Consider the following 12355-nt stretch of genomic DNA (forward strand, 5'->3'; position numbering starts at 1 on the left):
ATAGTCATTTTTACTGAACAGAGAAACTTCACTTCCAATAAGCACGATTTCTTAAAATATCCTCAAGCCAGCAAAAAGAGCTAATGATTAAAATAAGAGTTTCAAATCTCAATTAGCTTGAGGTAAAACTACCTAGTTTATTTTTTAATCGCAAACAAAATACTGAAAATTGTTTAGGGAGTGGCGACCTTATCAAAAGCAGTAAGCTAGTCAGAACAATATAGATCCCAGGCTCTATCACTTCAGATTTTACAGACCAGTAAAAATGAATTGGAACAAGCATTGCCAAAAGGTATACAAGGTTATGTAACTGCTGCCAACGTTTTCCCATCTTCCGTCTCAAAGCTTTAAACGAAGTAATAGATAATAAAAACAAAATAATATATGAAATTGCCCCGACTAATATATATGGCCTTTTTACTACCTCTTCAAATAGTAATGACCATGCAAATAATAGATCTAAACTAATAAATGCAAAAATGTGCAAATTTGCATAAGCAAATACATAAAGTCCAATGACTCGACGAGTCTGGATCAAGACACCTTGCTTAAACTTTCGTGCTATTGGTGAGATACATAAAAGTATAACTAAAGTATTTAACGCTCCTATGCCTGTATAGTGGATGATATATTGAACAGGATCACCACCCGCTTTATCCGTGAGAATTAATAGGATTAAATAAGCGACAGGTAAAATGGCCAATAGGTGAATAGCCAGCTTTAACCAAAATAGATGCTTCATTGTTAAGCGCATTTATCACTCCAAAACGAGGAGAAGCTTGCTTTGAGCGACAAAGCAAGCTAAGTGAGTATTAATAGTTTCTTCTTAAATCTAAATCTCGATAAAGATCTGCGACCTGTTCTTGATAACCATTAAATGGACGAGTTTTAATTCGTGTTGCAGAGAATAAACCTCCTTCACCAATTCGTCTTTCAGTTGCTTGAGACCAACGCGGATGATCAACATCGGGATTAACATTGGCATAAAAACCATACTCTTGTGGAGCAAGTTGATTCCAACTTGTTGGTGGACGCTTATCCATGACTCGGATCCGAACTAAAGATTTAATGCTTTTAAAGCCATATTTCCAAGGAACCACTAATCTAATGGGCGCCCCATTTTGAGGTGGTAAGCTTTTTCCATATAAACCGACTGCTAAGAAAGATAGATCATTCATCGCTTCAGCTAAGGTTAAACCTTCAACATAGGGATAATGGATCCCCCCTCCCATTAAACGGCTTTTCTGTCCAGGCATCTGATCCGGATCAAACAGAGTCTCAAAAGCAACATATTTTGCTCTGCTGTTAACTCCCGCTTTTTTTAGCAATGCAGCCAAAGGAAAACCCACCCAAGGAACAACCATAGACCAGGCCTCGACACAGCGTAAACGGTAAGTGCGTTCTTCCAGCGCCATCATCTTGGTGAGATCTTCAAAGCCTAATGTTATGGGGTTATCAACCTCGCCATCGATCACCAGAGACCAAGGATCCACCTTAAACCCCTGTGCATTTTCCACGGGATCAGACTTACTCGTACCAAATTCGTAAAAGTTATTATGGGTCGAAACCTTTGAAAATGGGGTTTTAGCCTCACTCGACTCAAAACCTTTATTGACAGTAAATGCCAACGGGCTAGTAATAAAAGGTGTACTGGGTTGGCTCTTACCGAACAGGTCAAAAATACCAGCCTGCACCTGCCCAGGAATACTCGCTCCTATAGCCCCCAAACCTAAGGCTTTGATTATATTTCGTCTATCATTAAACACAGATTCAGGGGTGATATCTGAACTCTTAACTGTGTCCCAAGATGGTCTTTTTATAAAATGCATTGAATACCCCTTCTAGTTTTTATGAAAAGACCGTTTGAACAACAAATCAATTTCAAATTAGTTGACGCTTAAACTAATAACTCAAGTATTGCAGAAACTATCCTGCCTTTAATTATAGCTCCCAACAACACTCATTTATTAGTAATAAACAGCTCCTTTACATAACACAATAACAACATACGATTAAGAGTTATTCATTTACGCTCATCCGACTTGAAGAAGCTGTGCCGAAATGCGAATCTTAACCCTCTTTCTGACCAAGGCCATCTTTCCATGCCCATAGATATTACTCTTACAGCTCCCCAAATTGCCGCACTTATCGCAATCGCTTTCCTCTCACTTTTAATTGGTGCGCTATTAAACCAAAAGCTGACCCGACGCCGCTGGGAGCTATCTAAAGAACACCTGAACAATATCCATCAACAGGAGATAGAGCAGTATCAGCAAGACCTACAACATAAAGAATCCATTTTGTGTGAAAAAGAGCAGCAACAGGAACAGCTGCAATTCAAGCTTGAACAGCAATTATCCGCCTTAGGAAAGGCACAAGCAGATGCTGAGCGCTGCAGTGGTTTAGAACTTCAGCTCAAAGAAAATCAGCGTAAACTGATGGAAGCCCAGCTTGCATTATCTAAATCTAACGCCATGCAGCAAACCCTTAGGGTCAAATTTGAAGCAGAGCAGCAAGCGCTAGAAGATAAACTCGCGCTGCTAGAAAGTGCTGAAGTGAGGTTAAATACCCAGTTTGAAAACCTTGCGAACAAAATATTTGAGGAGCGCTCGGAAAAGTTCCAGCATCAAAACACAAATCAACTCGACTCAGTACTTGCCCCCTTTAAGCAACAACTCGAGGGCTTTAGAAAGCAGGTCAACGAATCCTATACCAATGAACAATCACAACGAAGTGCATTTAACCACCAACTTGAGTCATTAAAAGCACTCAATCTGCAGATGAGCCGTGATGCCGTTAACCTAACCAATGCATTAAAAGGCGATAATAAACAACAAGGGAACTGGGGAGAGGTCATTTTAGAGCGTGTTTTACAGGAGAGTGGCCTGCGAGAGGGACACGAATACGATACGCAAACCGACCTTAAAAACGATGACGGCAAACGCTTTAAGCCCGATGTGATTGTTCATCTGCCTGAAAATAAAGATGTGGTTATTGATGCCAAAATGTCCCTAGTCGCCTACGAGCGTTACTTTAACAGTGATGAGGAAGATGTGCGAAAACAGGCTCTTAAAGAGCATGTAATTTCGGTTCGTGGCCATATAAAAGGTTTAAGTAACAAGGATTACCAAAAGCTCCACGGACTAACCAGTCTTGACTATGTACTCATGTTTATTCCTCTAGAGCCTGCATTCCTTCTAGCGCTTGAGCACGACCCAAGTTTAGTTAACTATGCATTAGAGCAAAATATCATGATCGTCAGTCCGACAAACTTGCTCGTAGCACTGAGAACAATCAATAATATCTGGCGTTATGAATACCAAAACCAAAACGCACAGCAGATCGCCAAGCAAGCAGGCAAGATATACGATAAACTTTGTGGCTATATCGAAGACATGGAAAAGTTAGGTAGGGCCATTGAGGGAGCCGAAAAAAGCTACTCAAATGCCATGAATAAGCTTTCCAGCGGTAAAGGAAACTTAATCAAGCAGGCACATCAGATGCAGCAACTAGGTGTTGATACCAGTAAAAAAATTGATCAACGTATGCTAGACCAAGCCCTATCTGACTATCAATTAGATGACAAGCCGTTGAACTAATACACTCGCTTGACCGTCAAAGAATATGGATATTTTAAGGAAGATGTAGATGCGGTTAATTAACACTTTCAAGCAGGTTTTATCTAATGCGTTGCGTTTACCAGCGCTACAATCTGCGATTTTATGTTTAGCGGTCATAAATTTAGCTCACAGCGCACCACTTACCCAGGAGCAGCAAACTTACCTTGATGCACGTAAGGCATTAGATAAACGTCAAACCGAAACCTACACCCGTTTAAGGGCAAAACTCGATGATTACCCCCTAAATGTCTATCTCGATTTTCATGCCGATATCAATAGCATCTTAACCCTTAAAGGCAAACAGGCCGAGCAATCCATCAAGCAGTTTAAGGATACCCCTCTTTATAATACTGCCAGATACCGCTACCTCAATCGCGCCGGCGCTCAAAAGCGCTGGAGTGACTTTTTAGTCGTCAGTCCAACCTCACCTAAAAGCGTTACCTTACAATGTTATTTCTATCGTGCTCAGCTCTCACAAGGCGATAAAGCAGCTGCATACAAGGGCGCAAAGTCACTTTGGTTATATGGAAAATCACGGCCTAAAGAGTGTGACCCACTGTTTAAAGCCTGGGGAAAGACTGGCGAGATCACCCAAGAGTTAATCTGGTCACGTATGTTATTAAGCTTTAATGCGAATCAATATGGCTTATTAACTTATCTATCACGTAAGATCACGACTCAGAAAAAAGCCGCCAAAAGGCTGCTGAGCGTCTATAAAGATCCCAGAAGTCTACGCCATACTCGCACCTTCTCATCATCGGCAAAGATCTATGCAGATATTGTCGATGCTGGCCTGCGTAAGTTGGCGAGAAAAGATCTAAAGCAAGCAGTAAAATTGTACGCCAGTTACCAAAAAGCCGATAGATTCAGTGATTATCAGGGTAGAAAACTGAGCCGTTACTTGGTTAGACGAGCCGTGATCCGTCAAGATGATGGATTAAAGAGCTTTGTCGATACCATGCTGCCTCTGCTAGATAGTGATGATCTGGTTGAACTCAGACTCAGATGGGCCATTCGTGAAAATGATCAGCAAGCTATAAGCAGCTACTTACCTCAGCTTAGTGCGCAAAAACAGGCTAAATCAAGGTGGCAATATTGGCTAGCCAGAGATGCGGACAGAAAAGGCAATCTTGATCCGGCAAATCTAGAAAACCTAAGCCAACAGCGCAACTTCTACGGCTTTTCAGCAGCCGATAAATTGGACTCAGAGTATCAGTTGCAAGATACCTTATCTGTCAGTGACCCCACACATCATCAAGAACTCAACCTTGATAAAGGGCTCGCGAGAGTGATTGAACTCCTTGCGCTGGATAAAAATATTGATGCCAGAGCTGAATGGGTACTAATGCTCGGCAGGCATGACAAAGCCATGCAGAAAGAGTACGCAGTGTTAGCATTAAAAAACCAGTGGCACTCTTTGGGCGTACAAGCCAGTATTCAAGGGAAGTTGTGGAACGATATGACAATCCGTTTTCCCTATGCAGCAGACAGTGAGTTTATTAAAGCCAGCAAGCGATATAAGGTCGATATCGATGAGATAAGAGCTATCGCCAGACGAGAGAGCGCTTTTTATCCTTACGCTACCTCAGGTGTTGGTGCTCGAGGCCTGATGCAGCTAATGCCAGCAACAGCAAAAGAGACAGCAAAGAGGTATAAACTCAAGTACAAAGGAACACGAAGCTTGTATCACCCAGATACAAATATCCCCCTTGGCAGTGCCTATTACTCTTCACTGCTCAAGCAGTTTAACAATAATCGAGTGCTTGCGACCGCAGCCTATAACGCAGGTCCACACAGAGTAAAACGTTGGCTTAAAAAGTCCGATGGTCAATTAGATGTTATCGCGTTTATCGAGTCACTTCCCTTCACCGAAACTCGTGAATATGTGCAAGCAGTATTAAGTTACCGGGTGATCTATCAGATTAAGCAAAACAAAATTCCTGAACTGTTTTCAGCTGAAGAGCTCAATTACAAATACTGACTACTGACTACTGACTACTGACTATCACAATCTCACGATAGGCTAATGAATGGAAAATGATCCCTTTCATTGGCCTAACTTCTAATAATTGTTGAAAAATATAGCTATCAGACCCTATTAAGGTAAAAGTTTTAGATTCTTAAACTAGAATGTGAATAATAATGATTTCGTTTAAGAGTATCTCATATTTATGATCCCACTCGATAGACTCTACTTAAGTGCTGAATACCAGCCTCTGATAGACAGTAAGAGCTTAAATGTTTTTGGGTATGAAGCGCTGTCACGCTTTCATGATGATCACGGCAACAGCACACCACCTAATATTGTCTTTGAGCAACTCCATAAAGAAGAGCAGCTACTTTCTGTCATTGAGTACAAGGCTAAAGCATTCCAGATCCGTCATTCCAATTTAGCCCATCCCCTCTTTATCAACCTAGATCCCCATGCGGCTGAACATAACTTTGATGAGCTACTCCTATTACTTACATCTCGTGAAGAGATCACAGTTGAGCTGATTGAAAACACTTGCATTAACGATGCAAGGCTATCGAGTAAATTACTATCTCAGCTTAAAGCGAAACAGATTAAAGTCGCACTCGATGACATAGGCGCACCACACTCAATGATCTCTCTTGATCTTTTAAGTCAGGTCAATACGCTTAAGTTTGATATCGACTGGTTTAATAAAACATCACAAAATGAACTTAATCTGATAAAAGCCCTGATTCAGTTTGCAAAAAACAGCAATAAGTTAACTGTTTTGGAAGGGATAGAAACAGAGGAGCAACTGGAGCTTGCCCGTCGACTGCAGATAGATCTCGTTCAGGGCTTTCTATTCAAAGAACAATTCGTCAAAACTCCGACTTCTGTCAAATTAATCCCGCAATTATCAGCAGAAAAGGAGGAGATAAAGGGATGAAAGAAGATAAATTAAACTAAACTGGATCCTAGTTAAACTTTGGCTCATAGTAGATTTATCAGACAGTTAATAAATGATAACCGCTGTAAGGAATCAGATGACACAGCAAAATCTATCCCAGATCATCAAACAACTCGAAATCGTACTCTTGGGCAAGCCCGATCAGATAAAACTGGCCCTTACCTGCATTCTGGCAAAAGGGCACCTGCTTATTGAAGATCTCCCAGGAATGGGAAAAACCAGCCTCTCTCACGGTATCGCGCAAACGCTAGGGCTAAGCTATCAAAGGGTTCAATTCACCAGTGATATGCTACCGGCTGACATTTTAGGTGTCTCCATATTCGACAGCGAACAATCACAATTTGTTTTCCACCCAGGGCCCATTTTCAAGCAGATGATCTTAGCCGATGAGATTAACCGTGCAAGCCCAAAAACCCAAAGTGCGCTTCTTGAAGCCATGGCAGAGCATCAGATCACCGTTGATGGAGTAACTCACCCGCTGCCTAACCCCTTCTTTGTTATCGCAACTCAAAACCCAAGTGAGCAATCAGGGACCTTTCCCCTGCCTGAATCACAACTCGATCGCTTTATGATGAGGCTCTCCATTGGATACCCCTCTGCAGATGCAGAACTTGAGATGCTGAAGAATCACGTACAATCGCCACAGAGCACAACTCTGCCTCAATGTATCACCCAACTTGAACTGATTGAGCTGCAGCAGATGGTAGACAAAGTCAGTGCTTCCGACGCCCTACTTGGCTATATACTGGCGCTAATTGATGCATCACGAGTCCAAAAAGAGGGCTTTGGCCTTTCGCCAAGAGCCAGTAAAGCGCTACTGCAAGCAGCCAAAGCTTGGGCTTTCATTCAAGGTCGAACTTATCTGGTTCCCGAAGATGTCCAAGCGGTATTTTCATCGGTTGCAGAGCACAGGATCCGCAGTAGCAGCCAACAACAAGGTGAAGCGATATCGCAGAAGATCCTCAGTAGTATCAATCCTATACTTTAATTTTATTTCATTGACATTATGGTAAGTAATCGCAGAAAACCGGGAAAGATAAAGCAGTGGTTTAACCAATGGCTAAACAGTCGACTTCCTGCTGCGACGAAAGTGACCTTGGCCCATAGAAGTGTCTTTATTCTACCTTCAGGATTTGGACTCTTATGGCTAACTTTAGTCTTGTTGCTTTTCCTTTTTGGCACCAACTATCAAAACAACTTAGTCATAGGGCTAAGCCTACTGCTACTAAGCGTCTTTAATACCTGCATCATCTACAGCTACCGAAACTTGGCAGGCATGACTATCTCCTCAACCTTGTCCCCTCAAGCCTATGCTGGAGACACTTTGGTTTTTCCAGTTCGTTTATACGCCAATCAAACTCAATATGAAGTCCTACTCAATTACCCAAACAATCAAATTAAGGTCATTAAAAAAGTCACCAATGAAGCCAGTACTTCACTTATCCCCTTTATCAATGAACGTAGGGGAAGAGTATCGCCAGGAAGACTTAAAATTGAATCCCGCTACCCACTTGGATTATGCAAGGCTTGGTCACATGTTGATCTAGACAATGAACACATTGTCTATGCAACGCCATTAGAGGCGAATGAGCAACTCTCTCACATTGACAGTGAGCAAGATTATGTTGCCGATAACCAAGGTGGCCATATCCCTGGCGTGGATGAATTTAAAGGCTTAAGACAACATATCCCAGGTGAGTCTCTTAAACAGGTGGCTTGGAAGCAGCTCGCTCAAGGCAGAGGAATGTTAACCAAGGAGTTTCAACAACCACAGGGAGAGCCACAATGGCTGTCGTTAACCGACTTTTCTCCGGCCTCTCTCGAGAATAGATTGAGCCAATTGACACACTCAGTAGATAGGTTAAGTGAGAAGGGACAGATCTTCGGTCTACAACTTGGGGAGAGAACCATCCAACCTGCAGATGGGGAAGCTCACAGGATAAGTTGCCTTCAAGCACTTGCACTGGTACCAGCCCAACCTGAGACACCAACATGAGCAATGAGCACAGCGAGATCATATCTCGGCACAGCTTGTTATGGTTGCTACTGGCAAATGTAGCAATACTGGTTCCTCTGTATGAGAAACTCACCCCATGGACAATGGCCATATGCGGGATCTGTCTACTATGGCGACTGGGCATATTTATCGGTAAAGTCGCCAAACCGCCACGCTATTTAGTCACCTTCTTAGCCTTAGGCTCAGCCATCACCCTCGCTTTAATTATCAGTAGCATAGGTTTATTGAACGGGCTAATCAATCTACTTGTTTTAGGCTATGCGCTGAAATACATAGAGATGAGGAAAAGACGAGATGTGAGAACGGTTGTCTTGGTAGGCTATTTTCTTATTGCCCTTACCTTTATCAATCAGCAATCCATCATCTACACGTTAATCTTGGGTCTTGTTACCACCATCAACACTTGTGTGCTGGTTAGTCTGTACCATGAGGGCAATAAGCTAAAAGAAACGGCTTTAATGGGAAGTAAACTTATCATACAAAGCCTACCTCTGGCCGCCCTACTTTTTATTGTGCTCCCTAAACTCCCTCCCCTGTGGATGGTGCCACAAAACGGCTCCGCAACAACCGGGTTATCAGATGAAGTCAGTTTTGGGGATATTGAGAAGCTCACTCGTTCAGCAGCTCTGGCATTTCGCGCCGAGTTTGATAGGTCTCCTCCCGCCAATCATCTTCTGTATTGGCGTGCGCTGGTTATGGAAGATTATGATGGCAAAATTTGGACTCAACATAAGAGTATCAAACATATAGAAAAAGATGTTCAATTTACCGTTTCAGGCAGAGTTCGTCCTTCAGGAAATCCCACCAATTATAGCGTTATCGCAGAGCCTAGCTATCAAAACTGGTTATATGGACTCGATGTCGCCTTTAGTGATGACAGTAACATCAGTAATCTGCCCGATTACCGCCTCTATGCAAAACGCTCTGTTGATCAGCAATACCGCTACCGAGTTCAATCCTACCTCAAATCCCCTATGAGTCCAGTTCTTGACAATAAGGTTAAGCGGATAAACCTTTCACTACCAGAAGCAAGCAACTTGAAAACCCAGGCCTTTGCTAATCAATTGCTGTTGAAGTACCCAGATCCGCTTCAGAGACTAAATGCACTAATGAACTACTTCAACCAGGAGGATTACTTTTACACCCTCTCACCTCCTCGAGTCGGACCACAACAGATTGACGATTTTCTTTTTGAAAACAAAGCTGGTTTTTGTGTTCATTACGCCAGTGCTTTTACCTTTATAGCCAGAAAAACTGGCATTCCTGCCAGACTCGTCACAGGCTATCAGGGCGGAGAGTGGAACCAGCAGGCAGGCTACCTGAGTGTTTATCAGTATATGGCTCACGCTTGGACGGAGGTTTGGCTAGAGGGTAAAGGCTGGGTTAGGTTTGATCCTACCGCGATGATCGCACCTCAGCGTGTATTAGAGGGGTTCGATGCCATCTTTGAACCTGAATCAAGTTATCTGTTGGACAGCCCCTTTAGTCCATTAAGGTTAAGAGAGTTTCCTCTACTTAATAAACTAAGACTCTCTTTAGCCAGCATGGATTACTACTGGAGCGTTTGGGTGCTCGGTTTCGATGCCAATAAACAGCAACGTGTGCTTCAAAAGCTGCTAGGAGGGGTGACTAAACAGAAGATGTCCCTGTTTATGTTGATAGCAATATCACTCATCGGTCTCACCATTGCTTATAGTGCTGGTCTACTCACCTTTCGTAAACGTGGCGAGCAATACGCAACAAAATACACACAGATATGCAACAAGCTAAATAATAAAGGCCTAGAGAGAAGGCTAGATGAAGGGCCGCTTGATTATGGTAAAAGGGTTGAATTAGCCATGCCCGCTCTTGCTAATGAGTTTGCACTCTTCACCCAATATTACATTGCACTAAAATACCAACCTCTTACCAAACAGGGTCAAAAAAAGATTTCTAAACTGTTTTTACGTCTCTTTAAACAGATCAGGAAAAAACTTTAAATCCAGATACAGAGCAGGTTTCAAGGTTACACAAACTACCTATCATGAGGTATACCTAAAGAGGTAATAAATGAAGCCGTGTGTCATTTTCTCCGCAAAAAAACCATTTCTCTTTTCAATACCGTCCAAAAATTAAGATGATCTAGATCAAAGTAGCCCCATATTCAGCCGTAAGTTAACGGTAAAAAACCTACCTAGGTCAAAAAAACTGACCATTTTTGATACAAGTCAATAAAGAGTTCCCGCCATAAGAGCACACTAAGCGAATTCACAAATCACCTATATTTTCGCAACATCAGATGTTGGAGCTAATAAAATGTCAAACGAAGGAAAAATGAATCTGCTCAATTTTGCAGATCCAAAAATAAAAATGCTTCATGTAACATGGTTCGCTTTTTTCTTGTCTTTTGTCGTCTGGTTTAGTCACGCCCCCTTGATGGTATTTATTAAAGAAGCGTTTGACCTAACGAGCGCGCAGGTAAAAGCCTTACTCATCTTAAACGTTGCGCTTACCATACCTGCTCGCATTGTGATCGGGATCTTAGTTGATAAATATGGCCCCAGAATTATTTACAGTAGTTTGCTTATCATCTCTTCATTTATCTGTCTCGGCTTTGCTATGGCCCAAAGCTTTGAGCAACTAGCCCTATTCAGGTTTCTCTTAGGCTTTGTGGGCGCAGGCTTCGTGATTGGAATTCGACTCGTTGGTGAGTGGTTCCCAGCAAAACAGGTCGGCATTGCCGAAGGGATCTATGGCGGCTGGGGAAACTTCGGCTCTGCCGCTGCGGCAATGTCACTGCCAACGTTAGCTTATGCATTTGGTGGTGATGATGGATGGCGCTACGCCTTAGCGTGCACTGGGATTTTAGCGGGTCTATACGGCATATTCTTCTACATTGCAGCCCGAAATACGCCAAAAGGCTCCACCTACTTTAAGCCAAAAAAGTCTGGTGGTTTGGAGGTCACAAGTTGGAAAGACTTCTACTTTTATCTGTTTATGAATATCCCCATGTATATCGCCCTCGCCGTGCTGGCTTGGAAATTATCACCTACAGGGGTGAACCTGTTTACCACTGAAACCATGTACATCATGTGGTTGTCACTCTTAGTGTTATTTTTTATTCAGGTTAACTCTATCTGGCGAGTCAATAAGGAGAACCTGACCCATGGCGTTCCTAACATTGAGAAGTATGAGTTTAAACAAGTTGCTATTCTCGATGTCGCCTACTTTGTTACCTTCGGCTCAGAGCTTGCGGTAGTCTCCATGCTACCTCTGTTTTTCTTAGAAACATTTGACGGGCTAGATCCAGTAAAAGCAGGTTTATTGGCCTCAGGCTTTGCCTTTATGAACTTGGTCGCTCGCCCTACTGGTGGCTGGTTTAGTGATAAGTTTGGACGACGTAAGAGCTTGATGATCTTAGTCGGTGGCTTAGCAGCTGGTTATGCCATACTCAGTCAAGTCGATGGCAGCTGGTTTATCCCCCTTGCGGTCATGGCAACCATGGTCTGCTCCTTTTTCGTTCAAGCAGGCGAAGGTGCTGTTTTTGCCATAGTGCCACTGGTCAAGCGTCGCATGACAGGCCAGATTGCTGGTATGGCAGGTGCCTACGGCAATGTTGGTGCGGTAACCTACCTAACGGTTTTATCTTTTGTGGATTACAGCACCTTCTTCTTGGTCATATCAGGCTCAGCTCTGTTTATCTTTATTGCAACTATGTTCCTCAATGAACCTAAGGGACATATGGCAGAGGTGAACGAAGATGGCACGGTAGAACTTATTGATGTGAATTAATTTAAGCAGCTTGCCAGCTTTTTAGT

General features: G+C 42.8%; 9 protein-coding genes. 7 read left to right on the forward strand and 2 right to left on the reverse strand.

From position 1 onward, the window contains the following. Positions 1–112 precede the first annotated feature (112 nt). Positions 113–754 carry a protein-methionine-sulfoxide reductase heme-binding subunit MsrQ gene (gene msrQ, locus SWOO_RS13500; protein ID WP_012325235.1) on the reverse strand — a complete coding sequence of 214 codons (642 nt, stop codon included), beginning with the start codon at positions 752–754 and terminating at the stop codon, positions 113–115. Positions 755–812: 58 nt separating this feature from the next. Beyond that, positions 813–1829, reverse strand: a complete 1017-nt coding sequence (gene msrP, locus SWOO_RS13505; RefSeq protein WP_012325236.1) for a protein-methionine-sulfoxide reductase catalytic subunit MsrP — start codon at positions 1827–1829, stop codon at positions 813–815. Positions 1830–2102: 273 nt separating this feature from the next. Here msrP and rmuC point away from each other — a divergent pair, with 273 nt between their 5' ends. From rmuC to SWOO_RS13540, 7 genes are all read left to right on the forward strand, one after another. Beyond that, complete coding sequence (rmuC, locus tag SWOO_RS13510; protein WP_012325237.1) at positions 2103–3599, forward strand: DNA recombination protein RmuC; 1497 nt, start codon at positions 2103–2105, stop codon at positions 3597–3599. 49 nt (positions 3600–3648) lie between these two features. Next, entirely contained in the window at positions 3649–5601 is a 1953-nt protein-coding gene (locus tag SWOO_RS13515) for a transglycosylase SLT domain-containing protein (RefSeq protein WP_012325238.1), read from the forward strand. 190 nt (positions 5602–5791) lie between these two features. Next, on the forward strand, positions 5792–6520 hold the full coding sequence (locus tag SWOO_RS13520) for an EAL domain-containing protein (RefSeq protein ID WP_012325239.1): 729 nt from the start codon (positions 5792–5794) through the stop codon (positions 6518–6520). A 97-nt stretch (positions 6521–6617) separates the two neighbouring features. Beyond that, positions 6618–7529, forward strand: a complete 912-nt coding sequence (locus tag SWOO_RS13525) for an AAA family ATPase (protein WP_012325240.1) — start codon at positions 6618–6620, stop codon at positions 7527–7529. An 18-nt stretch (positions 7530–7547) separates the two neighbouring features. Then, the gene (locus SWOO_RS13530; RefSeq protein ID WP_012325241.1) at positions 7548–8537 is read left to right on the forward strand and encodes a DUF58 domain-containing protein; all 990 of its coding nucleotides are present in this window, start codon (positions 7548–7550) and stop codon (positions 8535–8537) included. Next, on the forward strand, positions 8534–10537 hold the full coding sequence (locus SWOO_RS13535; protein WP_012325242.1) for a transglutaminase TgpA family protein: 2004 nt from the start codon (positions 8534–8536) through the stop codon (positions 10535–10537). The genes SWOO_RS13530 and SWOO_RS13535 overlap by 4 nt, the downstream gene beginning before the upstream one ends. Before the next feature lie 316 nt (positions 10538–10853). Further along, positions 10854–12329 (forward strand): NarK family nitrate/nitrite MFS transporter, encoded by a 1476-nt coding sequence (locus SWOO_RS13540; RefSeq protein WP_012325243.1) that lies wholly within the window; start codon positions 10854–10856, stop codon positions 12327–12329. The last annotated feature ends 26 nt before the right edge of the window (positions 12330–12355 follow it).

Origin of the sequence: Shewanella woodyi ATCC 51908 (genome assembly GCF_000019525.1) — a bacterium.
In the GTDB taxonomy this organism is placed as follows: Bacteria; Pseudomonadota; Gammaproteobacteria; order Enterobacterales; family Shewanellaceae; genus Shewanella; species Shewanella woodyi.

Coding starts and splice junctions, on each gene's coding strand:
- SWOO_RS13535 (WP_012325242.1), top strand. CDS start 8,534: ATGAGCAATGAGCACAGCGAGATCATATCTCGGCACAGCTTGTTATGG.
- SWOO_RS13525 (WP_012325240.1), top strand. CDS start 6,618: ATGACACAGCAAAATCTATCCCAGATCATCAAACAACTCGAAATCGTA.
- msrP (WP_012325236.1), bottom strand. CDS start 1,829: ATGCATTTTATAAAAAGACCATCTTGGGACACAGTTAAGAGTTCAGAT.
- rmuC (WP_012325237.1), top strand. CDS start 2,103: ATGCCCATAGATATTACTCTTACAGCTCCCCAAATTGCCGCACTTATC.
- SWOO_RS13540 (WP_012325243.1), top strand. CDS start 10,854: ATGTCAAACGAAGGAAAAATGAATCTGCTCAATTTTGCAGATCCAAAA.
- msrQ (WP_012325235.1), bottom strand. CDS start 754: ATGCGCTTAACAATGAAGCATCTATTTTGGTTAAAGCTGGCTATTCAC.
- SWOO_RS13520 (WP_012325239.1), top strand. CDS start 5,792: ATGATCCCACTCGATAGACTCTACTTAAGTGCTGAATACCAGCCTCTG.
- SWOO_RS13530 (WP_012325241.1), top strand. CDS start 7,548: ATGGTAAGTAATCGCAGAAAACCGGGAAAGATAAAGCAGTGGTTTAAC.
- SWOO_RS13515 (WP_012325238.1), top strand. CDS start 3,649: ATGCGGTTAATTAACACTTTCAAGCAGGTTTTATCTAATGCGTTGCGT.